29 protein-coding genes and 1 pseudogene are annotated in these 25,393 nt (G+C 68.9%); 7 read left to right on the forward strand and 23 right to left on the reverse strand.

Annotated elements, in window-relative coordinates:
- Positions 1 to 136: 136 nt before the first annotated feature.
- From Q0599_RS12290 to Q0599_RS12400, 23 genes are all read right to left on the reverse strand, one after another.
- Entirely contained in the window at positions 137 to 1,018 is an 882-nt protein-coding gene (locus Q0599_RS12290; protein WP_298829826.1) for a YihY/virulence factor BrkB family protein, read from the reverse strand.
- Complete coding sequence (gene arcC, locus Q0599_RS12295) at positions 1,015 to 1,959, reverse strand: carbamate kinase (RefSeq protein ID WP_298829827.1); 945 nt, start codon at positions 1,957 to 1,959, stop codon at positions 1,015 to 1,017. Before arcC ends, Q0599_RS12290 begins: the two co-directional genes overlap by 4 nt.
- A 130-nt stretch (positions 1,960 to 2,089) precedes the next feature.
- Positions 2,090 to 2,995: an OmpA family protein gene (locus Q0599_RS12300; protein WP_298829828.1), complete on the reverse strand. Its 906-nt coding sequence runs from the start codon at positions 2,993 to 2,995 to the stop codon at positions 2,090 to 2,092.
- Positions 2,996 to 3,048: 53 nt separating this feature from the next.
- A complete protein-coding gene (locus tag Q0599_RS12305; RefSeq protein WP_298829829.1) occupies positions 3,049 to 3,438 on the reverse strand; it encodes a DUF4398 domain-containing protein in 390 nt (129 codons plus the stop codon).
- A gap of 111 nt (positions 3,439 to 3,549) precedes the next feature.
- The gene (gene argF, locus Q0599_RS12310; protein WP_298829830.1) at positions 3,550 to 4,548 is read right to left on the reverse strand and encodes an ornithine carbamoyltransferase; all 999 of its coding nucleotides are present in this window, start codon (positions 4,546 to 4,548) and stop codon (positions 3,550 to 3,552) included.
- Positions 4,549 to 4,571: 23 nt separating this feature from the next.
- A complete protein-coding gene (gene arcA, locus Q0599_RS12315) occupies positions 4,572 to 5,789 on the reverse strand; it encodes an arginine deiminase (RefSeq protein WP_298829831.1) in 1,218 nt (405 codons plus the stop codon).
- 2 nt (positions 5,790 to 5,791) lie between these two features.
- The gene (gene arcD, locus Q0599_RS12320; protein ID WP_298830458.1) at positions 5,792 to 7,198 is read right to left on the reverse strand and encodes an arginine-ornithine antiporter; all 1,407 of its coding nucleotides are present in this window, start codon (positions 7,196 to 7,198) and stop codon (positions 5,792 to 5,794) included.
- A gap of 89 nt (positions 7,199 to 7,287) precedes the next feature.
- Positions 7,288 to 7,539 carry a hypothetical protein gene (locus Q0599_RS12325; RefSeq protein WP_298829832.1) on the reverse strand — a complete coding sequence of 84 codons (252 nt, stop codon included), beginning with the start codon at positions 7,537 to 7,539 and terminating at the stop codon, positions 7,288 to 7,290.
- 99 nt (positions 7,540 to 7,638) lie between these two features.
- A complete protein-coding gene (locus Q0599_RS12330) occupies positions 7,639 to 8,532 on the reverse strand; it encodes a F0F1 ATP synthase subunit gamma (RefSeq protein WP_298829833.1) in 894 nt (297 codons plus the stop codon).
- 30 nt (positions 8,533 to 8,562) lie between these two features.
- Entirely contained in the window at positions 8,563 to 8,940 is a 378-nt protein-coding gene (locus Q0599_RS12335; protein WP_298829834.1) for an HPF/RaiA family ribosome-associated protein, read from the reverse strand.
- Positions 8,941 to 8,975: 35 nt separating this feature from the next.
- A complete protein-coding gene (locus Q0599_RS12340) occupies positions 8,976 to 10,145 on the reverse strand; it encodes a hypothetical protein (RefSeq protein WP_298829835.1) in 1,170 nt (389 codons plus the stop codon).
- Positions 10,142 to 11,752 (reverse strand): alternate F1F0 ATPase, F1 subunit alpha, encoded by a 1,611-nt coding sequence (locus Q0599_RS12345; RefSeq protein ID WP_298829836.1) that lies wholly within the window; start codon positions 11,750 to 11,752, stop codon positions 10,142 to 10,144. Before Q0599_RS12345 ends, Q0599_RS12340 begins: the two co-directional genes overlap by 4 nt.
- Positions 11,753 to 11,776: 24 nt before the next feature.
- A complete protein-coding gene (locus tag Q0599_RS12350) occupies positions 11,777 to 12,148 on the reverse strand; it encodes a hypothetical protein (RefSeq protein ID WP_298829837.1) in 372 nt (123 codons plus the stop codon).
- Between the two features lie 10 nt (positions 12,149 to 12,158).
- Positions 12,159 to 13,139 carry a flotillin-like protein FloA gene (gene floA / locus Q0599_RS12355; RefSeq protein ID WP_298829838.1) on the reverse strand — a complete coding sequence of 327 codons (981 nt, stop codon included), beginning with the start codon at positions 13,137 to 13,139 and terminating at the stop codon, positions 12,159 to 12,161.
- 3 nt (positions 13,140 to 13,142) lie between these two features.
- Positions 13,143 to 14,537: an NfeD family protein gene (locus Q0599_RS12360; RefSeq protein WP_298829840.1), complete on the reverse strand. Its 1,395-nt coding sequence runs from the start codon at positions 14,535 to 14,537 to the stop codon at positions 13,143 to 13,145.
- Between the two features lie 221 nt (positions 14,538 to 14,758).
- On the reverse strand, positions 14,759 to 15,544 hold the full coding sequence (locus Q0599_RS12365) for a F0F1 ATP synthase subunit delta (protein ID WP_298829843.1): 786 nt from the start codon (positions 15,542 to 15,544) through the stop codon (positions 14,759 to 14,761).
- A gap of 3 nt (positions 15,545 to 15,547) precedes the next feature.
- Complete coding sequence (locus tag Q0599_RS12370) at positions 15,548 to 15,838, reverse strand: F0F1 ATP synthase subunit C (protein ID WP_298829845.1); 291 nt, start codon at positions 15,836 to 15,838, stop codon at positions 15,548 to 15,550.
- A 41-nt stretch (positions 15,839 to 15,879) separates the two neighbouring features.
- Positions 15,880 to 16,590, reverse strand: coding sequence for a F0F1 ATP synthase subunit A (locus Q0599_RS12375; RefSeq protein WP_298829847.1), 711 nt, complete (start codon positions 16,588 to 16,590; stop codon positions 15,880 to 15,882).
- The gene (locus tag Q0599_RS12380) at positions 16,581 to 16,889 is read right to left on the reverse strand and encodes an ATP synthase subunit I (protein WP_298829848.1); all 309 of its coding nucleotides are present in this window, start codon (positions 16,887 to 16,889) and stop codon (positions 16,581 to 16,583) included. Before Q0599_RS12380 ends, Q0599_RS12375 begins: the two co-directional genes overlap by 10 nt.
- Positions 16,882 to 17,223 carry an AtpZ/AtpI family protein gene (locus Q0599_RS12385; protein ID WP_298829849.1) on the reverse strand — a complete coding sequence of 114 codons (342 nt, stop codon included), beginning with the start codon at positions 17,221 to 17,223 and terminating at the stop codon, positions 16,882 to 16,884. The genes Q0599_RS12380 and Q0599_RS12385 overlap by 8 nt, the downstream gene beginning before the upstream one ends.
- Positions 17,223 to 17,615 (reverse strand): F0F1 ATP synthase subunit epsilon, encoded by a 393-nt coding sequence (locus Q0599_RS12390; protein WP_298829857.1) that lies wholly within the window; start codon positions 17,613 to 17,615, stop codon positions 17,223 to 17,225. The genes Q0599_RS12385 and Q0599_RS12390 overlap by 1 nt, the downstream gene beginning before the upstream one ends.
- Positions 17,605 to 19,077, reverse strand: coding sequence for a F0F1 ATP synthase subunit beta (gene atpD / locus Q0599_RS12395; RefSeq protein ID WP_298829859.1), 1,473 nt, complete (start codon positions 19,075 to 19,077; stop codon positions 17,605 to 17,607). Before atpD ends, Q0599_RS12390 begins: the two co-directional genes overlap by 11 nt.
- Positions 19,078 to 19,272: 195 nt before the next feature.
- Positions 19,273 to 20,610: a DUF2254 domain-containing protein gene (locus Q0599_RS12400; RefSeq protein WP_298829861.1), complete on the reverse strand. Its 1,338-nt coding sequence runs from the start codon at positions 20,608 to 20,610 to the stop codon at positions 19,273 to 19,275.
- A gap of 198 nt (positions 20,611 to 20,808) precedes the next feature.
- Here Q0599_RS12400 and Q0599_RS12405 point away from each other — a divergent pair, with 198 nt between their 5' ends.
- The 7 genes and pseudogenes from Q0599_RS12405 (at position 20,809) to Q0599_RS12435 (ending at position 25,351) form a co-directional block, all read left to right on the forward strand.
- A complete protein-coding gene (locus tag Q0599_RS12405; RefSeq protein ID WP_298829863.1) occupies positions 20,809 to 20,946 on the forward strand; it encodes a hypothetical protein in 138 nt (45 codons plus the stop codon).
- Positions 20,947 to 21,076: 130 nt separating this feature from the next.
- Complete coding sequence (locus Q0599_RS12410; RefSeq protein ID WP_298829865.1) at positions 21,077 to 21,277, forward strand: hypothetical protein; 201 nt, start codon at positions 21,077 to 21,079, stop codon at positions 21,275 to 21,277.
- Positions 21,278 to 21,401: 124 nt separating this feature from the next.
- Positions 21,402 to 21,833, forward strand: a pseudogene (locus tag Q0599_RS12415) (heavy metal-binding domain-containing protein); the annotation flags it as partial.
- A gap of 11 nt (positions 21,834 to 21,844) precedes the next feature.
- Positions 21,845 to 22,129, forward strand: coding sequence for a YhjD/YihY/BrkB family envelope integrity protein (locus tag Q0599_RS12420; RefSeq protein ID WP_298829867.1), 285 nt, complete (start codon positions 21,845 to 21,847; stop codon positions 22,127 to 22,129).
- Between the two features lie 246 nt (positions 22,130 to 22,375).
- A complete protein-coding gene (locus Q0599_RS12425) occupies positions 22,376 to 23,452 on the forward strand; it encodes an AI-2E family transporter (RefSeq protein ID WP_298829869.1) in 1,077 nt (358 codons plus the stop codon).
- A 107-nt stretch (positions 23,453 to 23,559) separates the two neighbouring features.
- The gene (gene clsB, locus Q0599_RS12430) at positions 23,560 to 24,798 is read left to right on the forward strand and encodes a cardiolipin synthase ClsB (RefSeq protein ID WP_298829871.1); all 1,239 of its coding nucleotides are present in this window, start codon (positions 23,560 to 23,562) and stop codon (positions 24,796 to 24,798) included.
- A gap of 112 nt (positions 24,799 to 24,910) precedes the next feature.
- A complete protein-coding gene (locus tag Q0599_RS12435; protein ID WP_298829872.1) occupies positions 24,911 to 25,351 on the forward strand; it encodes a hypothetical protein in 441 nt (146 codons plus the stop codon).
- The last annotated feature ends 42 nt before the right edge of the window (positions 25,352 to 25,393 follow it).

Genomic DNA, 25,393 nt, shown 5'->3' on the forward strand with positions numbered 1-25,393 from the left:
GTGGGCTCCTTCGGGTTGTGGGCGGGACCGTGTTGGGTGGCTCCATCGGCGTGTTCGTTCCGTTCAACGGCGGACTCGGACACCGTTCGGTTCGTCGGTGAATCGGCTGCTCATGCGCACGCATCGGTACGAAGCGTCAGTGGTGATCCGGCGGCGCCCTCTTCCGGGAGCCGAAGGTGCGGGCGTAGACGCAGGTGAACTCCGCACCCACCAGCAGGATCTGCGCTGAAAAGTACACCCAGAGCAGCACCACCACCAGCGAACCGGCTGCACCGAAGCCCGACGCAACGCCGCTGCGGCCGATGTAGGCGCCGATGACGAACCTGCCGCCCGTGAACAGCAATGCCGCGAGCAAGGCGCCGAGCCATACGTCGGAGGCCAGCACACGCTGGCGCGGCATGACTTTGTAGATCAGACCGAACATGAAGGCCACGAGCAGGAAGCCACCGACGGCATTGCCCGTCTCCACCACCGTCTGCCAGCCGCCGAACACCGGGCCCAGACGCCGGCCCACGGCAGCGAGCATGGCGCTGGTGACCAGCGACACGATGAGCAGGAAGCCCACTGCGAGGATCATGCCGAAGGCCATCAGGCGGGCGCGAACCAGCGTGAGCCAGCCGGTCTTGCGCAGCCGTCCCGGCACGCGCCAGATGCGGTCGAGCGCGTCCTGCAGTTCGGCAAACACCGTGGTCGCGCCGACAAGCAGCAGCACCAGGCCCACGGCGGTGGCCGTCAGGCCCTCGGCCGGCTCACGCACGCTGGCCAGCAGACCCTGCACCGCGCCCGCGCCGGCTTCGCCCATCAGGTCTTGCAGCTGCGCCTGGATCTCGCCGCGGGCGGCGTCTTCACCGAACACGAGCCCGGCCACCGACACCACGATCAGCAGCAAGGGCGCCAGCGAGAACATCGTGTAGTAGGCCAGCGCCGCACCCATGCTCGGCACGTAGTCGTCGAGCCACGAGGTCGCGACCTGCTTGACGAGGCCCCACCAGGCAGCGGGCAGGCCAGACAGCGTCACGGCGTGTCGGCACCGCCTGCCGCCTCCGTGCAGACCTGGGTGCCCGCAGTGCCAGCGATCAGCTCTTCGATCCGGTCGAGCGAACCGATCACCGCGCGATGGCCGGTGGCCAGCACGAAGGCCCGGGCCGCCTCGACCTTCGGGCCCATCGAACCGGCCGCGAAGTCGTGGCCGGCCAGGGCCTGAGGGGTCACCTTGCCGATGGCGCGCTGCGTCGGCTGGCCCCAGTCCAGGAAGACCGCCGCCACGTCGGTGGCGATGACCAGCACGTCGGCCTGCAGCTCGCGCGCCAGCAGGCTGCTGCACAGGTCCTTGTCGATCACCGCGGCCACGCCGTGCAGGCCTTGAAGGTCCATCCCTGCGCTGTCGCGCGCCACCGGGATGCCGCCGCCACCGGCGGCGATGACCAGCGCGCCGTGCTCGAGCAACCAACGGATGGCCTGCAGGCCCAGCACGCGCAGCGGCTGCGGCGACGCCACGACGCGCCGGAATGCCTCACCGTCCGCCGCCATGACCCAGCCCTTGTCGGCGGCGATGCGCTCGGATTCAGTCTTCGAGTAGATCGGTCCGATCGGCTTGGTCGGATGCCTGAAAGCGGGGTCCTGCGGATCGACCTCCACCCGCGTGATGAGCGTCGTGACCGTGCGCGTGGCCGGTAGCAGGTTGGCCAACTCCTGCTCCAGCAGGTAGCCGATCATGCCGTCGGTCTGCGCGCCCAGCACGTCCAGCGGGTAGGCCTCGACCTTGACATAGGCGGCGGCCTGGAGCGCCAGCAGCCCCACCTGCGGACCGTTGCCGTGCGTCAGCACGAGGTCGTGGTCTGCAGCCACCCGGGCCAACTGCGCGGCGGCGTGGCGGATGTTCTCCAGTTGGTTCTCGGCCGTGAGCGGCTGGTCGCGCCGCAGCAGCGCATTGCCGCCCAGCGCCACGACGAGCTTCATGTCTGGTGGACCGGTGATTGGACAGCCGTCATTCGAGCACGTGTTGTCTGAGCGTGACCACGAGCACGGCCTTCATGGATCGCGGCATGTCTCGTCGGTGGCGCTGGCGGACCGCATTCACGCGCGCGAGTCAACCGTTGTCCGGGAAGACGATCTCGACCCGCCGGTTCTGCTGCCGGCCTGCGGCGTGGTCATTGCTCGCCAGGGGTTTGGCTTCGCCAAAACCCCGCGCCGAGAGGCGACTGGGCGCGATACCGCGGTCGACCAACGAGTTCTTCACCGCGATGGCACGTCGCTCCGAAAGCATCTGGTTCGACTGCTCGCTGCCGACGGCATCGGTGTAGCCCTCGATCGCGATCGTGCGCTCCGGATGTTCCTTCATGAACGCAGCGAGTTGGTCCAACGTATGCGCCGCTCCCGGATTGAGCTGAGCGCGACCGGTATCGAACAGCACGTCTCCCAGTGTGAGCACCATGCCGCGCTCAGTCGGCTTGGCCTTCAGTTCGGCAAGCTGCTCTTCCAGGGTCTTGGCGCGCGCGCGGGCACTTGCCGCCTGCGCCTGCGAAGTCTGTGCAGCCACCAGCCGCTCGTCAGCCAATTTGCGTGCGGCGTCAGCCTGGCCGCGTTGCGCCTCGGTGGCCGCGCGCGCTCTTTCGGCCTCGCGTGTTCGCGCGTCGATCAGGATGCTGTCGCGCTCGAGCGATGCGTCGGCTACCGCCTGCTCGGCTTCGGCGATCTTGCCGGCCTGCAGCGCAACCTCCGTGCGTTGTCTGGCGAGATACGCATAGTGCTCGACGGCCGACGAATCGTCGCCATCACGCAGCGCTGCTTGCGCCTGCTGCAACGCCTGTTGCGCCTTGCGCAACTCCACGGGCGCACTGCGCGCCACCTGTGGGTCGCTGGCAGTGCGGTCATAGGCAGCCTTCGCGTCGTCGAGCACGGCATTGCGGGTCGGTGCGGAAGCGCAAGCCGCCAAAGTGGCGGCGGCAACAGCCGCCAATGCCAGGTGGTAGCGGGAGGTGCGGTAACTGTTCATGGCGGTCGTGTCCTGCAGGATGGGTAGATGGCGATGCGAGCGCTGCGACGCGCTCACCGGGTGGTCTTGCGCTCGATCTCCGCGCGCAGCAAGTCGTTGCTGCGAGCGAGTTCGGTCGCGGCCGCCTGAGCTTTCACAGCACGCGCCTTGCGTTCCGCGAGTTCGGCGTCGGCCTCGGCACGTGCGGCCAGGCGCCGCGCCTCGTCGAAGCGCTCCGCGCGTGCGGAAGCCTCGGCCTTGCCGAGCTTGTCGCGCGCGGCCAGCAACTCGACGGGTGCAGCATCCAGGGCACCGGCGCTCTCGGCTTGTGCGATGGAGGCGCGCGCTGTGGTCAGCTCGGCCACCGGCGAGATGCCCTTGCTCGCGCAGGCGCCGAGCAGGGCCACCAGGCTTAGCGCGGCAGTCATGACCGTCCTGCGTGACGGGATCGGTAGCAATTTCATGGAAAGGCTCCTTGGTTGGGTTGGTTGCGCCGGGGCCGCGCGGCTGCGCCACGGCAAGTCAGCGGTGCGGGGTCGGCGCCTGTCGGCACTCCACCTGTGTTCATTCGCTTGTCATCCGAGCGTGGCCACGAGCACCGCCTTGATGGTGTGCAGGCGGTTCTCGGCCTGCGTGAAGACGATCGAGGCGTCGGACTCGAACACCTCGTCGGTGACCTCGAGCTCGCTCAGGCCGTACTTCTCGTGCACCTCGCGGCCGACTTCGGTGTCCAGGCCGTGGAATGCCGGCAGGCAGTGCATGAACCGAGCGCGCCGCTTGCCGGTGGCCTGCATCAGGGCGGTCGTCACCTGGTAGGGCAGCAGCTGGTCGATGCGCTGCTTCCACATCGCGTCGTCCTCGCCCATCGACACCCAGACGTCGGTGTAGACAAAGTCCACACCTGCCACGGCCTTCAGCGGCTCGGTCTCCAGCGTGATGCGCGCGCCGGTGCTGCGGGCCAGCTCTCGCATCTGTGCCACCAGTTCGGCCGGCGGCTGCAGCGCGGCGGGCGAGCAGATGCGCACGTCCATGCCCATCTGCGTGCCGCCCACCATCAGCGAGCTGCCCATGTTGAAGCTGGCATCGCCCAGGTAGCAGAAGCTCAGCTCGTGCAGCGGCTTCTCGCCGAACTCCTGCATCGTCATCAGGTCGGCCAGGATCTGCGTCGGGTGCGCTTCGTCGGTCAGCCCGTTCCACACCGGCACCCTGGCAAAGCGCGCCAGTTCCTCGACCACGCTCTGGTGGAAGCCGCGGTACTCGATGCCGTCGTAGTAGCGCCCGAGCACGCGGGCCGTGTCCTTCAGCGATTCCTTGTGGCCCAGCTGGGAACTGCCGGCATCGAGGTAGGTGACATGCCCTCCCTGGTCGTGCACGGCCACCTCGAAGGCGCAGCGCGTGCGCGTCGACGGCTTCTCGAAGATCAGGGCGATGTTCTTGCCCTTCAGGCGCGGCAGTTCGTTGCCGACGGCTTTCGAGCGCTTGAGCTCGGCCGCGAGGTCGAGCAGGAAGCGGATGGCATCGGGCGCGAAGTCCTTCAACGCCAGCAGGCTGCGGTTGCGCAGGTTGAAGCTCATGGATGCCTCGTCGTGGTCGGAAGTCAGATTGGGTCGCGCTCGATCGGACACGACATGCAGTGGCTGCCGCCGCGGCCACGGCCCAGTTCGGAGCCCGAGATCGTGATCACCTCGACGCCGGCCTTGCGCAGCAGGGTGTTGGTATGCGTGTTGCGGGCGTACCCCATCACCACCCCCGGTGCCAGTGCCAGCAGGTTGTTGCCGTCGTCCCATTGCTCGCGTTCGGCCTGCCAGGCGTCGCCGCCGGTGGCCACCGAGCGCAGCTTCGGCAGGCCGAGCGCGGAAGCCACCACGTCGAGGAAAGGTTCCGTCTCGGTGCGCACGTCGAGGCTGCCTTCGCGCTCTGCGGGCCGGAGGCTGTGCACGCGGATGGCGTCCACCATCTCCGGGAAGGTCGTCACCAGGTCCACGTCGCAGAAGGTGAACACGGTGTCCAGGTGCATGGCACCACGCGACTTCGGAATCTGCGCTGCCAGCACGCGGCTGGCAGCCCCCTTCGCGAACAGCGCACGCGCCAGCTGGCTCACGGCCTGTGGCGATGTGCGCTCGCCCATGCCCACCAGCACCACGCCCTGGCCCAGCGGCATGACGTCGCCACCCTCCAGCGTGGCGCCGCCGTGGTCCTGGTCCGGGTCACCCCACCAGGTGGTCACCTTGCCGGCGAACAGAGGATGGAAGCGATAGACCGCGGCGGTCAGCAGCGTCTCCTGCCGGCGCGCGGGCCAGTACATCGGGCAGAGCACCACGCCGTCACCGATCCAGCAACTGCTGTCACGGCTGAACAGCGTGTTGGGCAGCGGCGGCAGCAGGAAATCCGTCGCGGCGGCATAGCGCGCGAGCAGGCCTTCGGGTTCGAATGGCAGTTCGGCGCGCGCCAGGCCGCCGATCAGGTGCTCGGCCAGCCGCAGCGGCGGCAGGGCCTCCAGCCACGGCCGGAGCTGCCGCGTCAGCTCGGTGTCGACGGTGCCCGGCCCGAGCTTGCGGTCGAGCAGCCAGGTGCGTGCAACCGGGTCGGCCACGGTGGTGGCCAGCAGTTCGTGTAACTCCAGCACCTCGACATCGCGGTTCACCATCGCGTTGGTGAAGGCATCGTGGTCATTTCGCGCCTGCGACACCCACAGCACGTCGTCGAACAACAGCTCGCTGCAGTTGGCCGGCGTCAGGCGCCGCTGGGCCAGCCCGGGCCGGCACACCAGCACGCGGCGCAGGCGGCCGACTTCGGAGTTCAAACCCTTCGCCATGGTCACAGGCCGAGCCGTCCAGTGGCCAGGAGCACCGCCGCCACGCTTGCCAGTGCCACCAGCGTGGCCAGGATCGCCCACTCCCAGACCGTGAACACATGCTCGTGGCGCTGGCGCTTGGCCCAGGCGTACAGCACTACGCCTGGCGCATAAAGCAAGGCGCTCAGCAGCAGGTACTTGAAGCCCGCGGCGTACAGCAGCCACACGCAGTACAGCGTGGCGACGGCAGCGACGGGCAAGTCGCTGCGGTGGCGCGCGTCGCTGGGGCCCTCGCCCCGCCAGGCCAGCGAGATGCCGTAGGCCGCGCTGAACAGGTAGGGCAGCAGGATCATCGCGGTCGACAGCGAGATCAGCGCCAGGTAGGACGCCTCGGAGAACAATGTCAGCACCAGGAACAGCTGCACCATGCCGTTGGTCAGCCACAGCGCATTGGCGGGCACGCCCTTGTCGTTGGGCTGCGCCAGCCACTTCGGCATCACGCCGCCGCCGGCCGGCGTGAACAGCGACTCGGCGGCCAGCAGCATCCAGGCCAGGAAACCGCCGCCCACCGAGACGATCAGACCGACGTAGATCAGCACCGCGCCCCAGGTGCCGACGGCGCTTTCCAGCACGCCCGCCATCGACGGGTTTTTCAGGCCGGCCAACGCAGGCTGGTTGAACACGCCCAGCGACAGCAGCGACACCGACATCAGCAGCAGCAGGCAGATCAGGAAGCCGATGACAGTGGCGCGGCCCACGTCCTCGCGCTTCCTGGCCCGCGCCGAATACACGCTGGCGCCTTCGATGCCGATGAACACCCACACCGTCACCAGCATCGTGCTCTTGACCTGGTCGAGCACCGAGCCGAGCTTGGCGTCGCCCCAGAAGTCGAGGCGGAAGGTGTCGAGCTGGAAGGCCATGGCCACCAGCACGATGAACAGCAGCAGCGGCACGATCTTGGCCGCCGTGACCACCGCGTTCAGCACCGCAGCGCCCTGGATGCCGCGCAGCACCATGAAGTGGATGCCCCACAGCACCAGCGAGGCGCCCGCGATGGCTGCCGGTGAATTGCCGGTGCCGAACACCGGGAAGAAGTAGCCCAAAGCGCCGAAGGCCGCAACGAGGTAGCCGACGTTGCCGATCCAGGCGCTGACCCAGTAGCCCCAGGCGGAGTTGAAGCCGACGTACTCGCCAGACAGTGCGCGGGCATAGGCGTAGACGCCGTTGTCGAGTTCGGGCTTGCGCAGCGACAGCATCTGGTACACACGCACCAGCAGCAGCATGCCGATGCCGGTGATGGTCCAGCCGATCAGGATGGCGCCGGCACCGGCGCCGGCGGCCATGTTCTGCGGCAGGCCGAAGATTCCGCTGCCGATGATCGAGCCGACGACCAGCGCCACCAACAGGCCCAGGCCGAGCTTCCCTGGGATGGGTGCTGCAACGGCCTTGCCCGGCGTCGCCTGGTCTGTCGCCCCTGCTGTCGTGGCAGGTCCATGGAGCGGCAATGCGCCTGCCGTGCTCATCCGGCTTCGTCGCTCGACGCCTCCAGCTGGCACAAGCCCTTGACCCTGGCCTGCAGCGTGCTCGCGATGGCCCGCGCCTCTTCCGGTGTCGTTCCCGCCTTCAGGCGCATGGACATCGCGCCGCGGGCACCCGAGCTGCCCGGCACGTCCAGCGGTTCGCAGACGATGGTGATCGGAGCCTCGTCCGGCTCATGTTCGCTGGGGGCCAACTCACGGACGATGTAGTTGTAGATGGCAGAGCTCGACATCGGCATGCAAGGCCCCCAGCTGATAAGCAATGGACAAAGGTAGCGCGCGCGGCCCTGCCCATCTGTACGTCACCGAACATACCGCGTCATCGAGATGCGTCATCCCTGGGGCGCCATCGCGTCGAACCCGGCAATGACGTCGAACAGCTCCTCGTCGATGCCGCTCTGGCGGGTCCGATGGAACCTGGCATGGAGATCGGTGAGCAATTCGCCAATGTTGCGATCGGCGCGCTGCATGGCGGCAAGCCGACTGGCGTTCTCGCTGGCCAAGGACTCGGCGCTGGCGCGGAACAGCGAGACGAACAGGTGCTCACGGATGAAGGCGCGCAGCGCCTGACGGCCGGTGCCGAGGACTTCCGGCAATGGGGTCAAGGATCGGGCCGTGGGCCAGGGCCGGCGGGTCAGGTCGCGCTGCCAGTGGTCGTCCAACGGCAGCAGCCGCTGGCTCACGGGCTCGTAGCTGGCTCCGGTCGGCCGGTTGTAAAAGAGCATCAGCGTGCCAGCCTGCCGGTCACCGCCCCCTGTTCCGTCTGACACCTGCACTTTCAGCAGGATCTGCCCGACGAGTCGCGTGATCAGCTCCACCGATCCCGGGACCGGGAACGACCCCACGGGTGGCAGGCCGGCGTCGAGCAGCCGGGCCCGCACACGCTCGCCGACTGCCCAGACCTGGGCTTGCGCAGGCAACTCACCGAGGTGCGCCATCGCATGGTCGACCACCACCTCGTTGAACCGGCCCACCAGCCCCTGGTCGGAGCCGAACACGACAGCATGGACCACGGAATCTTCGGGCAGTGTCGGGCCAGCGTCCGCGTGGGCGCCGTCCGGATCGGCCGCGCGCAGGCACACGCCGAGACCGAGTTCGACCGTGCGCGCGTAGTCGGCAAGTGCGGCCACCGACTTCTCGTACTGGCCGATGGCCGACGCCGCCGAGGCCTTCATCGTGCGCACCACGGACTTGAGGCCGCTGGCGCTGCCGATCTGGCGGCGCAAGGCGGTCGTCGTCGTGGCCATCGGTGGCTTTCAGCGCGGCGCGGGTTCCGTGCCGGGCAAGGTCGGATCGGACGTGCGCTCGCCGTGCTGGCCGCGATGTTCATGCAGCCGCCCCAGCGTGCTGTCCAGCAGGTGAGCGAGCTTCTGCGCCGCACCTTGCACCGCCTGCTCCAGCGTGGCGGCGTGCGCCGTCACGGCCACCGGCTGGCGACCTTCAAGACGGGCTTCCAGCATGCAGCGATGGTCTTTCTGCCCGTTGTTGCCGGCGTTCTCGTCGGCCAGATGCACTTCGACCCTCGTGATGTGTTCGCTGAATCGATCGAGTGCCTGCTCGACCGTCGCGCTGACCTGCGCGGCGAGCGCTTCGTTGCCGTCGATGTGGACGTCGGTGTTGAGTTGGATCTTCAAGGGGTTCTCCTGTTGGATTCGGGATCTGCGCGGCGTCAATGCCGAAAGCTCGCCGCCACACCCGTGCGACAAGGCATGCGATCGGCGGGCAACACGTGGACCTGGCCGCCCATCTTCTCGACCAGCGCACCCAGGTCGTCGAGCACGTCGTCCGCGCGCGGGTGGCCGAGCTCGGCAGGATCGATGCGGCCGGTCGACCCATCGATGCGGCCGGTCACCTGGCGCTCGGCCTCGACCAGCAGCGTCGCCACGCGGCCGGCCACGGCGGCACGGGCGACCTGCGACAGGTCCTCGCTACCCAGCCCCTTGGCCGCGGCGGCCGCGTAGGCCTCACGCCATGCGGCCTGCTGCGCCTCTTGTTGCGGTGCCACCACCTCCCATGCGCGCAGGCACAAGGCGTCGGGCGCCAGGCTCTGCGGGTCGACCATCAGACCACCGGCCATCAGGAACGGGTTGTGGCTGAGCGCGCGGAACCGATGGTGGTGTTCGGGCAAGGCCGCGAGCATCAAGGGCAGGCCCGACGGGCGCGAGTGGTGTTCCAGCACGGCGCGGTCCACTGCGCGGAAGAAGCGCTCGGCGTCGCCGTCGATCTCGTCCTTCTTGCCGCCGTGGCCGTGGTGCATGGCGCCGTGGCCACCGCCGATGCCGCCATACGACGACACCGTGCTGTGCGGCTCGGTGCGCTCGTCGCCCAGCGCTGCATCCATCGTCGCCGGCACGCCGTCCGCCAGAGCCACCGCATCGAGCGCGTGACGATCACCTTCGAAGAGTTGAACCCGGTCGCGGCTCAGCGCCAGCACCTGGTAGCGATCGGTGGACTGCAGCACCTGCCGCAGCGGCTTGGTGTGGAAGCTGTCGGCCACCACGGCCAGTTCGCTCACCGACCGTTGCAGCGAAAACACGCGCAACCGCCCCGGTGCGCCCAGCACGGCCAAGCCGTCCTGCGTGTGGTTCCAGAAGTCGTGGTCCTGCGCCAGCGCCTCGAAGGGCGCCAGCAGGTCCCGGACGGCACCGGCCTTGTGCTGCTGCAGCAGCGATGTCTCCAGCGCCTTCACCAGATGGCGGAAGCGGATCGGGTCCTGCTGGTTGTCGGGATGGCGGCGGTGGGTCGGCTGGTAGAGCGACAGGCAGGGCCGGCCTGCGAACGAAACCAGTTCGGCCAGGCTGGCGGGGGTGAGGGTGTCGGGCAGGTGGGTGGTCTTCATGTCGCTTCCTTCGGTGCGTGGTTCGGTACGGGCGGCCCGGACTCGGGCGGAGCCGGTTCGGGCTCCGGCTCGGCCAGGAAGGGTGCAAGGGCCTGGCGGGCGGCATCGGTGACTTGCTGGCGATCGGCATCGGTCAGCGCTTCGGCGCCGGCAAGCCGCTCGGCCACGTCGTCGGGCATCGCGTGGGCCGCGTCTTCCACGGCACGCTGGGCCGCGGCCATGCGGTCCAACGGCACCGGGTCGAACAGCGCCGCGTTCAGTGCCAGCAGGATGGCGATCTGCGCTGGCACCGACACCGGTGACAACTCCGCCTGGCCCAGGCAGGCGCGGATGCGCTTGCCATGCGCGATGGATTGCCGCGTGTCGTCGTCCAGCCGGGCGCCGAAGCGGGCGAAGGTTTCCAGTTCCTCGAACTGCGCGTAAGCCAGCTTCAGATCGCCCGCCACCGCGCGGTAGGCCACGCGCTGCGCCTTGCCGCCCACGCGCGAGACCGACGGGCCGACATCGATGGCCGGCAGCACGCCCAGTTCGAAAAGCGACGGCGACAGTACGATCTGCCCGTCGGTGATGGAGATCAGGTTCGTGGGGATGTAGGCCGAGATGTTCTGCGCCTCGGTCTCGATGATGGGCAGCGCCGTCATCGAGCCGCCGCCGCGTTCGTCGTTCAGGTGCGTGGCGCGCTCGAGCATGCGCGAATGGATGTAGAAGATGTCGCCCGGGAAGGCCTCTCGCCCGGGCGGCCGGCGCAGCAACAGCGACAGTTCGCGGTAGGCGCGGGCGTGGTGGGTGAGGTCGTCGTAGACGATCAGCACGTCGCGGCCCGACTCCATGAAGTGCTCGGCGATGCTGGTGGCGGCATAGGGGGCGATGTAGGCCAGGCCCGGCGCGTCGTTGCCTTCGGCCACCACCACCACGGTGTAGGCCAGCGCGCCCTTCTCGCGCAGGTTCGCCACCGCCTTGGCCACCGCGGAAGCGCGCTGGCCGATGGCGCAGTACACACACAGCACGCCGGTGTCGCGCTGGTTGAAGATGGCGTCGATGGCGATCGCCGTCTTCCCGGTCTGGCGGTCGCCAAGGATCAGTTCCCGCTGCCCGCGACCAATGGGGATCAGCGCATCGATGACCTTCAGGCCGGTCTGCAGCGGCTCGGTCACTGGTGCGCGGTCCATGATGGCCGCCGCCGGCCTCTCGATGGGCAGGCGTTGGTTCGTCGCCACGCGCCCCAGGCCGTCGAGTGGACGGCCCAGCGGATCGATCACACGACCCAGCAAGGCATCGCCCACGGCCACGTCCATCACGCGCCCAGTGCGCCGCACCTCCTGCCCGGCCTGCAGGTGGGCGTAGTCGCCCAGCAGCACGACGTCGACGCCGTCCGCATCGAGGTTGAAGGCGATGCCCGACAAGCCGCCGGGAAATTCCAGCAGTTCGTCGAACCCCACCTGCGGCAGCCCGTGAACGCGCGCGATGCCGGTGGCCACGCTGGCCAGCGTGCCCACTTCGCGTGGCACCAGCTGCGGCTCGAACGCATCGAGCCGCTGCCGAATGCCGTCGAACGCGTCCAGCACCGCCCGTTGCAGTGTGCCGAGGCCTTGCAGGTCGGTTCTCACGCAAGGACAGTCACGACCTGCCGATCAAACGTCACCGTGCGGAAGGTGGGCATGGCATGGCCGCAGGATGGCAGCGATGACGACGGCATCCCGCACCGCGCGACGGTCGGGCATCAACGCCTGGCGCGAGAAGCGGCGCGGGCGGCGCGCTGGCTGCAGCATCAGCCCGGCCGCCATGGAGCTCGGCGCACGTGATGGAGTGACAGTCGCCGCTTCGAGCGTTGCCCGTGCACCCGTCGACGGCACCGGCAAGGGCGCCGGCACGCGCTGCGACTCGGGCTCGAGCGGCCGCTGCCGCGCCGCCGCCCTCCTGCGCCACAGCCTGAACACGAGCTGCACCAGCATCACGGCGCCGAAGATGAAGGCGATGAGCAGTTCCTGGGGAAGGCCGCGCATGGGAGCCCCGCTACTTCTTCGTTTCGCTCGGCGACTCGTCGCCGGTGCCGGCGATCTCCTCGCGCATGGCGGTGTCGGCCTGCATGTTCTGCATGCGGTAGTAGTCCATGATGCCCAGGTGGCCGGCGCGGAAGGCCTCGGCCATGGCACGCGGCACCTCGGCCTCGGCCTCGACGACGCGGGCACGCATCTCCTGCTCCAGCGCCACGGCCATGGCGCGGCGCTCTTCGGCCTTGGCCTGGGCGATCTGCTTGTCGGCATTGGCCTGGTCGATCTGCAACTTGGCACCGATGTTCTCGCCCACGTCCACATCGGCGATGTCGATCGACAGGATCTCGTAGGCGGTGCCGGCGTCGAGGCCCTTGGACAGGATGTGCTTGGAGATGTGGTCCGGGTTCTCCAGCACGTCCTTGTGGCTCCTGGCCGAACCGATGGTGCTGACCATGCCTTCGCCGACGCGCGCCATGATGGTTTCCTCGCCCGCGCCGCCCACCAGCCGGTCGATGTTGGTGCGCACCGTCACACGCGACACGGCGATGAGCTGGATGCCGTCCTTGGCCACCGCAGCGATGCGGGGCGTCTCGATCACCTTCGGGATCACCGACATCTGAACCGCCTCCAGCACGTTGCGCCCGGCCAGGTCGATGGCCGCGGCACGCTGGAAGGGCAGCGGGATGTTCGCCTTGTCGGCCGAAATCATGGCGTTGACGACCCGTGTCACGTTGCCGCCGGCCAGAAAGTGCGCCTCCAGGTCATTGATGGACAGCTCGATGCCGGCCTTCACGGCGCTGATGCGCGCCGTGACGATGGTGGCCGGTGGCACGCGCCTCAGGCGCATCGCGATCAGGGTGAACAGCCCCACATAGGCACCCGAGGCCCAGGCCGCGATCCACAGCGGCAAGGGCACCAGATAGAGCAGCAAGGCGAGCGCGGCGACCACGGCCACCAAAACGCCGAAGCTCCCGACAAGACCTGGCAGCAGTTCATTCATGGTTCATTCCTCTTTCGGTGAGCCGGGGGCGGAGGGTGTGACGTGCGCCCGCCGCACCACGATGCGGTTGCCATCGACGTGCGTGACCTGGATGGTCGCGCCGCGTTCGACGAGTTCACCGTCCGAGACGACATCCACCCGTTCGCCGTCGATGTCGGCGATGCCGGCGGGACGCAAGGCCGAAGCCGCGCGCCCCTGCTTGCCCAACCAGCGTTGATCGGACAGCGGAGCCGAGCCGTGGGCCGGACCGGTGCCGAGGTCCGACGCCAGGACCAGGCGGCGCGCGAAGGGCATGCGCGGCATGGCGCGCAGCAGGGCGATGCCCACCCCCAGCGCCACCAGCAAGGCGATCACCACACGCCACGCCGCCTGAGCGATGACCGCCGCCGTGTCCCCGGTACCGGTCATGCTGAGCACGAGCGCAGCCAGCAGCGCCGTGATGCCAAGCGCCCCCGCGATGCCGAAACCCGGGATGAAGAAGACTTCCGCGACCAGCAGCGCCAGGCCCACCGCCGCAAGAAGCATTTCTTCCCAGCCCGCCAGCTGCACCAACCAATGGCCCCAGAAGAACAGCGCCAGACTGGCCACACCCAGCGCCCCTGCGAGGCCGAAGCCGGGGGTTCGCATCTCGAGCACGATACCCAGCATGCCGATGGAGATGAGCAGCGAGCTCAACACCGGATGGGTCAGAAAGCGCACCAGCATTTCGGCCCAGTGCGGCGAGGCGGCGCGAACCTGCGCGCCTTCAAGGCCCAGCTGCGACAGCACGCCTTGCAGCGTGTCGGCACGGAAGTCCACGAGCTTGTGTTTCAGCGCCTCTTCGGTCGTGAGCGTCAGCAACTTGCCCTTGTTCACGACACCGGGCACTTCGACGTCGGCATCGACCATGGCCTCGGCCAGCAGCAGCGGCCGCTTGCGGGCCTCGGCGGTGGCGCGGAATTCCTTGCGCACGTACGACACCGTCTTCTCGTCCGCCGGCTTCGCTTCTGCACCGGACGCCCCGGTGTGCACTGGCGCTGCGGCACCGATGGTGCTGCCGGTGGCCATCACGAGTGTCTGGGTGGCCAGGCCGATCAGGGCGCCCGCGGAAATGGCGCGCTTGTTGACGAATCCGACGGTGCGCAGCGGGGTGTCGAGCAAGGCATCGCGGATCTGTACGGCCGCGTCGACACGGCCGCCGAAGGTGTCGATCTGCAGGATCAACGCCGCCGCGCCGGCCTCGGTGGCCTCTTGGATGACACGCTGGACGAAAGGCGACAAGCCGAGGTCGATGACGCCCTCGATGGGCAGCACGTAGACGATCGGCCTAGCTGCCGCTGGCTCCGCGACAGCGAAATGAGCGGCCACCCCCATCAGGCCGAGGGCCGCCAGCAAAAGGCTCGCGAGCCACCTCAGCATGCGCACGGCGACGCGAATCCCTTCGGCGGGGCCTGTGCTTCACGGCGCGCCAGGCCCATGGGCCTTGTGACGATGTTCATCGGTTCCCTCGGGAAGTGCAATCGGCAGCCGGCTCCAGGCGACCGCCTGCCCGGTTGCTTGTAGAGCGCTGGCATGGGGGTGGTCTGTGCGCTGCCGCACACACGGGCGACCGGCGGCGGCCGCTCGGGCCTGGTCTGCCTTCAGAGTGGGTGACCAGCGCCCCCGGCCTTGGGCAGCAGCGGCTCCAGGCCCAGCGACAGCGCGCTGAGGTAGCCCTCGACGCTCCAGGCCAGCTTCTGCCCCTGCGCGCTGAGCTCGATGCCGCTCACGAGCTCGGGGGTGACCTCGAACTTCAGCGGGATCCGATGCCCGAACGTTGCGTCCAAGGTGGACTGGACCGCGGCACGCTGCGCTTCCGGCAGCTCGAAGGTGCTGCGCACCCGTGCCGGCTCCGCATCGGACATCCCCTTGAGCGCCGCACCGAGCGTGGCCAGCGCGGGGCCTTCGAGGGCCTGCACGCGCTGGATGAAGACCTCGCACATCCGCTGCTCCAGCCCCATGCCTGCCAGGTCGCCAAGCACCCGGCGCGAGATGTCGAACACCTGCCGCTGCGTATGGCGCGTGATCTCGACGTGCAGGTTCCGCGTCTCGGTCAACAACGCCATGGCGCGCTGCGCGCGGGCGGCATCGGCCGCTTCGCGTGCCTCGAGCTGAAGGCGCTCGCGCTCGATCTTCGCTGCATCCTTGGCCTGACGCAGCAGCTCGGCGCGCTGCTCGTCGAGGTCCTGGATCTTCCTCCTGAACTCGTCGCGCTGCGTCTTCGCTTCGGCGCGCGTCGTGGCGGCGTCCGCCAGCTCGGTGGCGATCTTCTGCTCGCGTGCCGCGATGGCGTCAAGCACCGGCTGGTACAGGAATCGCTTCATCAGCCACACCAGGATGAGGAAGTTCAGCAGCTGCGCACCGACGGTGAACCAGTCGATCAGCACGATCTACTTCCCGGCCGCCTGGGTGGCGGCTGCGACCGCGGCATTCCAGAACGGGTTGGCGAAGATCAGGATCATCGACACCACGAAGCAGTAGATGGCCGTCGACTCGATCATCGCCAGGCCGACGAACAGGGTGCGGGTGATGGTGGCCGAGGCATCGGGCTGCTGGGCCAAAGAGGTCAGCGCCACCGCCACCGCCCTGCCCTCGGCCAACGCTGGCCCCATGGTGCCGAAACCGGTGGTCAGACCGGCCATGACGATCGATGCGACGGCGATCCAGGTGAGTGAGTCCATGAGATGTTCCTAGCGAGTTGAGCGGGGCAAGGCGCAGCGGCTCAGTCCGCCGCAGCCGGTTCGGCCTTGGGCTTGGCCTTGCCGATGCTGGACTTGCGCGTGGCGGCGGCGATGTACACCGCCGCCAGGATGGTGAAGATGTAGGCCTGCACCATGCCGGTGAGCAGGCCCAGCACCGTCATCACGATGGGGAAGACGAAGGGCGTGATCGACAGCAGGATGGCGATGATCATCGCCCCGCTCATCATGTTGCCGAACAGGCGCACGGCCAGCGCCAGCGTGCGCGAGACCTCGCTGATCAGGTTGAACGGCAGCATGATCGGCGTCGGCCGCACATACGACTTCAGGTAGGTGCCCAGGCCCTGCCCAGAGATGCCGAACAGCGGCACCGCCACCAGCACGCACAGGGCCAGCGCCGCCGTGGTGGACAGCGACGCCGTGGGCGGCTCGTAGCCCGGCACCACGGTGGCCAGCGCCGCCGCCGCGAGAAACAGGAACAAGGTGCCGAGAAAGCCCAGGTAACGGCGCGGCTCCTTCAGGCCGACGTCCTCGATCTGGCCCACGATGGCGGTGACGACGATCTCCAGCAGGTTCTGCCAGCGCGAGCGTTCGTGGCCCGTGGCCAGACGGCGCGTGATCAGCGCAGCGCCGATCGTCAGCACCGCCATCAGCGCCCAGGTGAACACGATGGTGGCGTTCAGCTTGAAGAAGCCGTGCTGCCAGAAGATCCAGGCATCCGGGGTCAGGCGCATGGTGGCCCCATCACGGCGGCGGGCGGTCGTGTGACACGCAGGACGATGGCCCTTGCCAGCACGAAGCCCAGCAGGCACAGCCCCAGCCGCACCGCTTGCCCCCCGCCTACGGCGTAGAAGCCGGCCAGCACGAAGGTGGTGCGAGCGACCAGGCTGCCGAGGAACCAGCGTGCCGGTACCGCCGAGACCGCCGCCCGCTGCACCGTCCACCACAGGCCACCGAAGAAGACGCCGCCCAGCAGCCCGCCCGCCAGCAGCGCAACCAACCAGACCCCTGCGTCGCTGAGATGCTCAGCCATCAGCGTCATCCTGCTCATCGCGCATCGCCTGGTCTTCCTTGGACACCCAGTGCCAGGCGTTCAGGCAACCGAGGGCCAGGCCCGCCATCAGCAGCGCCAGCGTCCAGGTGCGGCCGCCGGGATACCGCTGATCGAGCCACAGGCCGAGCGCAGCGCCCAGCAGCGTCGGCACAGCGACCGACCAGCCGATCAAGCCCATCATCCCGAGGCCGAACCAGACCCCGGGTGTGCCGCTGCGGCGCGCCTTGAGCTTGCGCGCTGCCTTGGCGCCGACCTGGTCGGCCAGGTTTGGGCGCGCCGGGCCCGGCGGCGTGCGCTTCGGGTCCTGATGCATCACGGTCGCTCCATCAGCGTCGCGAAGCGCCGCAAAAAGCCGGTCTCCAGCCGGTCCATGGCCGTGCGCATCTCTTCCTCTTGCGCGTCCAGCGTCAGGAACTCCCGTTCGACGGTGTCGCGCAGCCGGGCCAGATCGGTGCCGCGCAGCGCACGCCGCACCGAGACAACGACTGTCGGGCCGGTCTTGACGAGCACGCCTTCGTCCACGGCGACGAAGACCTCGCCATGCGCTGCCGAGACGTAGCTCAGGATGCCCGGCACCAGGGCCGCGACGCAGTCCAGCCGCCGCGGCAGCAGGCCGTACGAGCCTTGCGCCGTTTCCACGACGATGCTCGCCACGTCCGATTCGTCGGCGAAGATCTCGAAGGGCAGCAACACCCTAAGCGTCATCGACGGCATGCACCTCCTCTTTGGCGGGCTGCTGTGCGGACTCGGGCTGGGCCGATGGCTTGGCGGTTGCCTTTGCCTTGACGGTGGCTTCGTCCACCGCGCCGATCATGTACAGCGCGCTCTCTGGCAGGTGCTTGAACTCGTCGGCCACGATGCGCTCGCAGCCGTCCAGCGCGTCCTCCAGGCTGACGAGCTTGCCCTTCAGGCCGGTGAACTGCTCGGTCGTGAAGAAGGGCTGCGTCAGGAAGCGCTCGAGCCGGCGCGCGCGGGCGACCACCTTGCGGTCCTCGGGCGACAGCTGTTCCAGTCCCAACATTGCGATGATGTCCTTCAGCTCGGCGTACTGGGCCAGCGTGCGGCGGATGGCCTGCGCCAGCGTGTAGTGGCGCTCGCCGACGATGCCCGGCGTGACCATCTTCGAGCTCGACTGCAGCGGGTCGATGGCCGGGAACAGGCCTTCGCTGGCGCGCTTGCGCGAGAGCACGATGGAGGCTGAGAGGTGCGAGAAGGTGTGCACCGCCGCCGGGTCGGTGAAGTCGTCGGCCGGCACGTACACCGCCTGGATCGAGGTGATGGCGCCGCTGTCGGTGTTGGCGATGCGCTCTTCCAGCGTCGCCAGTTCGGTGCCCATCGTCGGCTGGTAGCCCAGGCGCGACGGCATCTGCCCCATCAGGCCCGAGACCTCGGCGCCGGCCTGGATGAAGCGGAAGATGTTGTCGATGAGCAGCAGCACGTCGCGGTGCTCGTCGTCGCGGAAGTATTCGGCCATCGTCAGCGCCGCATGACCGACCCGGAAGCGCGCACCGGGCGGCTCGTTCATCTGCGCGAAGATCATCACCATCTGCGGCAGCACGCCAGCGGCCTGCATCTCCCGGTACAACTCCTCGCCCTCGCGCGAACGTTCGCCGATGCCGCAGAAGATGCTCACGCCGGCCTGATGGCCGATCATGTTGTGGATCATCTCGGTCAGCAGCACCGTCTTGCCGACGCCGGCACCGCCGAACAGGCCGGCCTTGCCGCCGCGCTCCAGCGGCGTGAGCACGTCGATGGCCTTGATGCCGGTCTCGAAGACCTCGGACTTCGTCGAGCGGCGCACCAGCGGCGGCGGTGGGCGGTGTACCGATCGCCATGACACGTCGGCGAGTGCGGGTTCGCGGTCGATGGTGTTGCCGAAGACGTCGAACATGCGCGAGAGGATGGCCTTGCCGACGGGCGCCTGCAGCGGAGCGCCGGTGTCTACGACGGGCATGCCCCGAGCCAGGCCCTGGGTGGGGCTCAGCGCGATGCCGCGCACGTGCCGCGCGTCGCGCTGGGCCAGCACCTCGATGGCGACGCCGCCGCCATCGCCAGCGCGCAGCAGCGAATGGATGGCCGGCAGGCCCCCATCGAAGCGCATGTCCACCACGCTACCGCGCACCGCCACGACGACGCCGGCCTGTGGGACTGCGGTTTCTCGGTTCATGCGCTCGGGCCCTGGTTCAACCGATGGCACATCGGCGATGTCTGCCGCGGAATGCAGCGAAATCGGCATGCCACACGACCCGGGACGATGACGGCCGCCCACAAGCAGCCGTGGGGCGCTCTTGGAGTCTGCGCAGCGGGCGTGACCGGGTCTGTGCGACAGCGCACATACAGCGGCGTCGCAACTGTTGGTGCGCTAGCCGTGGAGGCTGCGCAGCGCCTGGTCAGCTGCCGCGAAGCTCGCTTCGACGGCGAGCCGATCATCCGCCTCTGGCACGGCGTCCCGCGCCGCTGTGACGATCATGCCGGCGTGGCGCTGGAGGCAGGCTGCGTCCCGTGTGTGCTGCAGGCGGCCGGCGATCTGGGCGATGACATCGAGCATGCGAATCGCCACGGCCGGGTTCGACCGGGCGCTCTGCCTGATCTGGTTGAAGGCCGCGTCCACCATACCCGCAAAGCTAGACCCTGGTGCCACCAGCCGCAGCCGCCCTTCATCGTCGTAGCGCAGCGGTGACGGAGCGTCCCTGCGGGCCAGGCGGCACAGGGCCGACCCGAGGCGGTCCACGCAGGCGATGGCCGTGAACGGATCGTTGATGCCCGGGGACAGCGCGCGCACGGCGATCTCGACCAGCTGGTGCAACGAGAACTCGACGTCCTGGGTGGCGGTGCGCTGGTTGCCGAACACGAAGGCATCGTTCAACTGGTCCACCAGGGCGTCAGTGACACGATCCCCGGGCCAGACCATGACCATGGTCTGGCCCTTGACCAGGTAGTGCCCGGGCCGACGCTCCAGCTGCAGCAGCAGGTCTTCCCGGCTGGCGAGCGCCATCAGGGCGTCGCCATCGACCAGCTGCAGATAGCCGTCTTCGGCCGCGCCCAGGGGACGGGCCTCGCGCGCGAACGCCGCCGGCAGCCCGGCCGTGTTTGACGAGTCCGAGGTCTCGCTGCCAGGCTGGCCCAAGTGGCCGGGAAACAGCCTGTCGATGCCATCGTCCAGTTCCCGGCCGACGTGGGCGATGACCTCATCCGCCTGGATCGACACCGAGACATGGTGGATGAAGTAGATCAGCACCCCGATGCTGACCATGGCCAGGAGCACGCCGATACTGACCGACAGATGCGGCACGAAGGCCACCTCGTCGGCGCGGCGGATGGTGCGCAGCACCAGCAGGCAGTACACGAAGGTGGCCACGAAGGTGCCCAGCACCACCTGGTTGGCGGTGTCGCGCATGAAGTTGCGCAGCAGGCGCGGACCCAACTGCGACGAAGCCAACGACATCGCCACCAGCGTCATCGAGAACACGGTCCCGGCGATGGCGATCATCGACCCGGCCACGGTGCCCAGCAGCAGGCTGGCCCCCTCGGCACCACCGGAATAGCTCCAGCCCAGGCGTTGCAGCCAGTCGTCGCCCGTGGCCTCGTCGATCGCGACGGCAGACAGGGCCAGCGCCGCCGCAAGGCAGGCCATGGCCGCTGGCACGAACCAGAAGCTGGACCGCAGGCGATCCCAGTATTTCAGCAGCAGTGCCTTCAAGCGACCTCGCTTCGACCCTTGGGGCCGAGCCTGAGCCCTTGAATCGAAAGGAACCGTTCGATACCGCACACAGCCACCGGCCACTCGAAGCGTTCGTCGGCGAATGGTCCATCGCCATGCCCCCTGCGGTAGCGCACCGACATCTCGTCACCCTGAGCGCAAGTTGGCGTGCCGCAACCCCTGCAAAGCCGGAACACCATGCTTCGCCCATCCAAGGACCTGCAGGATCTCGCGATCGTCCGATTCGGCTGGGCGCCGGTCTGGCTGCTGCGCGCGCGCACCGCGGTGGGAAGGGGTACGGCTGAATCCGATCCCGACGGCATGGCGCCGTCATAGCACCGCGGTCCGCGCCCGGTCTCGCCGATGTCGTGCGTTCGCCCTCGCACAGACAGGCCGGGCCGCGTGGCGCAATGTGGCCTTCGGTACGTCGGGTTCGACCCACCCGACAACGAAGTACGGAGACCGCATGAAATCAATACTCGCCATTCCCGCCGCGCTGACCCTTGCCCTGGGCGCAGGCTTGGCGCACGGGCAGGGCGGACACATGATGAACGGCGGCGGCTGGTACGGCGGTTGGATGGGTGGCTACGGCGGGGTCTGGATTCCGATCCTGCTGGTCGTCATCGTGGGACTGCTGGCGTGGATCGTGATCAAGAGGCGCAAGTGACCGGCGGGATCTGGACATGATCGCCGAGGTCCTGCACCCCGACCTCCCTCACGGGCCGGGCGCGCCCGCTGGAAAGCCCCGGCCCGGTGCCGGCAATGCCGCAGACCAGCCCGGAGGCGTCTACATCTGCCCCATGCACCCTGAGATCCGGCAGGACCAGCCGGGCAACTGCCCGAAGTGCGGCATGACCCTGGAACTGGCGATGCCCAGCGCGGGCGAGGACGAAAACAAGGAACTCCAGGACTTCCAGCGGCGCTTCGACTGGACGCTGCCGCTGACGCTGGTGGTCTTCGTGCTGGCCATGTTCGGGCACCGCATGGCGCTGTTCGACCGGGGCCCGCAGAACTGGATCGAGCTCGCGGTCACCCTGCCTGTGGTGCTGTGGGCCGGCTGGCCCTTCTTCGTGCGCGGCGCGCAGTCCATCGTCCACCGCAGTCCCAACATGTGGACGCTGATCGGCCTGGGCACGGGCTCGGCCTTCATCTACAGCGTCGTCGCCACGGTCGCGCCCCAGGTGTTCCCGGCATCGTTCGTGTCGGGGGGGTACGTGGCCGTGTCCTGCCCGACGTGGTGCTGAAGTGGCGGGATGTCGTCGTTGGCGCCGTCGTCACCTCGGTACTGTTCTCCGTCGACCGCTACGGCATCGCCGTCTATCTGACCTACACCGCCACCGCCTCCACCTACGGAGCGGCCGGTTCGGTGGTGCTGATCCTGCTGTGGGTGTACTACACGTCGCTGATCCTGCTGTTCGGGGCCGCCTTCACCAAGACCCAGCTCCTGGCGCGTGGCCGCAGCGTCGTGCCTCGCAATTCGGCGGTGCTGGTCAGACGGGAACTCTTGACCGATGCGTAGACGCCTCGAAAGGCCCCTGGCGGACGCACCGACCGCCCCCACGCCGTTCGCCCCCTCTGCCGCGCCGCACGGACGCCTGCGGGGCGCGCTGCCAACTGCCTGCCGGTCAGCCAGAGGCGGCTGCACGACACGCCGCCCGGGTCGACGCCGCATCAGTCAGTCGGCGCACCTCATCCGGTCGCGCAAGCGCCTGGGCAACCCGCTGCCCCCACCCTCAGATGCTTCGCTGAAGAAGCGCCCAGCGCCATGAACCTCACACCCCAGGAACGCCCCCCCGCTGTCGAGACGCGTGCCTTCGTGCTGCTGCTGGTGATCGTCACGCTGGCCTTCGGCGTGGTCCTGCTGCCCTTCTGGGGAGCGGTCTTCTGGGGTGTGATCATCGCGATCCTGTCTGCGCCGCTGCGGCGACTGCTGGTGCGCCGAATGCGGCAGCGCAGAACCTGGGCTGCGCTTGCCACCTTGGCGATCGTCCTTCTGGTCGTCACGCCGCCGCTGATCCTCATCGCCGCCTCGCTGGTACAGGAAGGCTCGGACGTCTACGCGCGCATCAAGTCCGGCGAACTGAACTTCGGCCGCTACTTCCGGGAGATCGTCGGCGCATTGCCGCCGTGGTTCACGCAGGTGCTGGACTGGTTCGGGATCGGCAATCTCGTCGACATCGAACAGCGGCTGACGTCTGCGGTGACGCAGGCCAGCCAGTTGATCGCCACCCAGGTGCTCGGCGTCGGACAGAACACGCTGGAGTTCGTCGTCGGCTTCTTCGTCGCGATGTACCTGGCCTTCTTCCTGCTGCGCGACGGCGCGGCGCTGGCGCCGCGCGTGAAGGCGGCGATCCCTCTGGACGAGACGCACAAGCAGGCGCTGGAGCAGAAGTTCGCCACCGTGATTCGCGCCACCGTCAAGGGCAACATCGTCATCGCGCTCATCCAGGGCACCCTGGGCGGTCTCGCGCTCTGGGTGCTCGATGTTCGCGGCGCGCTGCTGTGGGCGGTGCTGATGGCCTTCCTGTCGCTGCTGCCGGCGGTCGGAGCGGGCCTGATCTGGGCGCCGGTGGCCGTGTACCTGCTGGTCACCGGTTCGGTGATCCAGGGCGCGGGGCTCATCGTCTTCGGTGTGCTCGTCATCGGGATGGTGGACAACGTACTGCGCCCGATCCTGGTCGGCAAGGACACACGCATGCCCGACTACGTCGTCCTGATCTCGACGCTCGGCGGGCTGGCGGTGTTCGGCATCAACGGCTTCATCATCGGCCCGGCGATCGCCGCGATGTTCATCGCGGTGTGGGACATCTACGTCACCGAGCGCATCGAGCCGCCGCGATGAAGGCCTCCCGCGCTGCCGCCTGTACCTGCCGTCGCCCGAAGCGGGGGCCGTGTCGGCTGCTGCAGACCGGGCCTGCGGGTGGCTGAGGCCGACCTGCCGGAGCTGCCATGAACCCTATGAATTCGCACTGGGTGCCCGGCAACCGCATCACCTTGCTCGAGAACGGCGAGGGCTTCTACCCGCGCGTGTTCGACAGCATCGGCGCGGCCGAGCACGAGGCGCTGCTCGAGACCTTCATCCTGTTCGACGACAAGGTGGGGCGCGCACTGCAGCAGGCGCTGTTGCGCGCCGCGAGCCGGGGCGCCAAGGTGGACGTGCTCGTCGACGGTTGGGGCTCGCCCGACCTGCCCTCGTCCTTCGTGCAGCCGCTGCAAGAGGCCGGCGTCAGGCTGCGCAGCTTCGAACCCGTGCAGCGGCTGTTCGGAACCCGGGTCAACATGCTGCGCCGCATGCATCGCAAGCTGGTGGTGGTGGACGGCCGGCGGGCGTTCGTCGGCGGCATCAACTATTCCGCCGATCACCTCGCCGACTTCGGGCCGCTCGCCAAGCAGGACTACGCGGTCGAGATCGAGGGGCCGCTGGTCGGGCAGATCCAGGCCTTCTGCCGCGCCAGCCTGGCCGCACCACAGCCGACTCGGCGCCTGTGGCTGCCGAAATGGCGCCTGGGCCGCGTCCGCGACGACGAGGTCGCGCCGAGCGACGATGCGGACATGGCATCCGAGGACGGCGCGCGGGCCGCCTTCGTGACGCGTGACAACCGCAGCCACCGCAACGACATCGAGCGCCACTACCGCGCAGCGGTGCGCACCGCCCGCCACCGCGTGCTCATCGCCAATGCGTACTTCTTCCCCGGCTACCGGCTGCTGCGCGACCTGCGCCGCGCGGCCGGGCGCGGCGTGCAGGTCGACCTGGTGCTGCAGGGCCGGCCCGACCAGGCCTGGGTGCAGCGTGCCTCCGAGCTGCTGTACGGCTACCTGATGCGTGCCGGCGTGTGCGTCCACCTCTACGACGAGCGCCCGCTGCACGCCAAGGTGGCGGTGGTCGACGACCGCTGGGCGACCGTCGGCTCGAGCAACCTCGACCCGACGAGCCTGAGCCTGAACCTGGAAGCCAACATCGTGGTGCGCGACTCGGCGTTCGCCACCCAGTTGCGCGAGCGGATCGAATGCCTGATGCAGCAGCGCTGCCAGCTCGTGCGCCTGCCGATGCCGGGGCCGCTGCGGTCGGCCTGGATCGCCTTGCGCAGTCTGGTCGTGTACCACGCCATGCGTCACTTCGCGGCCTGGGTGCGGCACGCGCCGGACGGTGCGCCGCGCGTCGTGCCGCTGCAGGCCGATCGATGGTGAGTGCCGGCGGGACCGGGGCCCGCCGGCCCGGGCCCGGCGGGGCGCCGTCCACCCGGCACCGGCTCGTCAGTGGTGGCACGGGCAGCGCGCCGTCGGGCTCGCGATGGTGGCGGTGGCGCTGATCTACCTGACGCTGTGCCGCTTCGCGCGTCGGCGCCAGCTGACGTGGAGCACGCGCACGCTGGTGCTGCCCGGCGGCGGCCTGGCTGCCGGGCAGGCGTTGGCAGGCGGCGCCAACTGGCTGCTGGTCGCCGCCATCCCCTGGCTCATGCTCGGCGGTCGCATCGACCATGCCACGGTGCTCGGCACGATGCTGCTCGCAGCCGTGGCCGGCGTGGTGACGCATGTGCCGGCCAACCTGGGGGTGCTGGAAGCCGTGGTCGTGGCGACGCTGGGCGGGCGCCTGCCGGCGCATGAACTGCTGGCCGCGATGCTGGCGTTTCGCGCCACCTACCACCTGCTGCCGCTGGCCCTGGCGCTGCCCGCCTACGCGCTGAGCGAGGCGGCAGCGCGGCGGGCCGAACGCGCGCATCGGCGGCACGTGCACACCTGATTCGCCTGCTGGGCGGCCATGCCCGCAGAGGCGCCGGTGCCA

The organism is uncultured Piscinibacter sp., from assembly GCF_937952055.1.
In the GTDB taxonomy this organism is placed as follows: domain Bacteria; phylum Pseudomonadota; class Gammaproteobacteria; order Burkholderiales; family Burkholderiaceae_C; genus Piscinibacter.

Coding starts and splice junctions, on each gene's coding strand:
- arcC (WP_298829827.1), bottom strand. CDS start 1,959: ATGAAGCTCGTCGTGGCGCTGGGCGGCAATGCGCTGCTGCGGCGCGAC.
- Q0599_RS12300 (WP_298829828.1), bottom strand. CDS start 2,995: ATGAACAGTTACCGCACCTCCCGCTACCACCTGGCATTGGCGGCTGTT.
- Q0599_RS12305 (WP_298829829.1), bottom strand. CDS start 3,438: ATGAAATTGCTACCGATCCCGTCACGCAGGACGGTCATGACTGCCGCG.
- argF (WP_298829830.1), bottom strand. CDS start 4,548: ATGAGCTTCAACCTGCGCAACCGCAGCCTGCTGGCGTTGAAGGACTTC.
- arcA (WP_298829831.1), bottom strand. CDS start 5,789: ATGGCGAAGGGTTTGAACTCCGAAGTCGGCCGCCTGCGCCGCGTGCTG.
- Q0599_RS12325 (WP_298829832.1), bottom strand. CDS start 7,539: ATGTCGAGCTCTGCCATCTACAACTACATCGTCCGTGAGTTGGCCCCC.
- Q0599_RS12340 (WP_298829835.1), bottom strand. CDS start 10,145: ATGAAGACCACCCACCTGCCCGACACCCTCACCCCCGCCAGCCTGGCC.
- Q0599_RS12350 (WP_298829837.1), bottom strand. CDS start 12,148: ATGCGCGGCCTTCCCCAGGAACTGCTCATCGCCTTCATCTTCGGCGCC.
- floA (WP_298829838.1), bottom strand. CDS start 13,139: ATGAATGAACTGCTGCCAGGTCTTGTCGGGAGCTTCGGCGTTTTGGTG.
- Q0599_RS12360 (WP_298829840.1), bottom strand. CDS start 14,537: ATGCTGAGGTGGCTCGCGAGCCTTTTGCTGGCGGCCCTCGGCCTGATG.
- Q0599_RS12370 (WP_298829845.1), bottom strand. CDS start 15,838: ATGGACTCACTCACCTGGATCGCCGTCGCATCGATCGTCATGGCCGGT.
- Q0599_RS12375 (WP_298829847.1), bottom strand. CDS start 16,590: ATGCGCCTGACCCCGGATGCCTGGATCTTCTGGCAGCACGGCTTCTTC.
- Q0599_RS12380 (WP_298829848.1), bottom strand. CDS start 16,889: ATGGCTGAGCATCTCAGCGACGCAGGGGTCTGGTTGGTTGCGCTGCTG.
- Q0599_RS12385 (WP_298829849.1), bottom strand. CDS start 17,223: ATGCATCAGGACCCGAAGCGCACGCCGCCGGGCCCGGCGCGCCCAAAC.
- Q0599_RS12390 (WP_298829857.1), bottom strand. CDS start 17,615: ATGACGCTTAGGGTGTTGCTGCCCTTCGAGATCTTCGCCGACGAATCG.
- atpD (WP_298829859.1), bottom strand. CDS start 19,077: ATGAACCGAGAAACCGCAGTCCCACAGGCCGGCGTCGTCGTGGCGGTG.
- Q0599_RS12405 (WP_298829863.1), top strand. CDS start 20,809: ATGCTTCGCCCATCCAAGGACCTGCAGGATCTCGCGATCGTCCGATTC.
- Q0599_RS12410 (WP_298829865.1), top strand. CDS start 21,077: ATGAAATCAATACTCGCCATTCCCGCCGCGCTGACCCTTGCCCTGGGC.
- Q0599_RS12425 (WP_298829869.1), top strand. CDS start 22,376: ATGAACCTCACACCCCAGGAACGCCCCCCCGCTGTCGAGACGCGTGCC.
- clsB (WP_298829871.1), top strand. CDS start 23,560: ATGAACCCTATGAATTCGCACTGGGTGCCCGGCAACCGCATCACCTTG.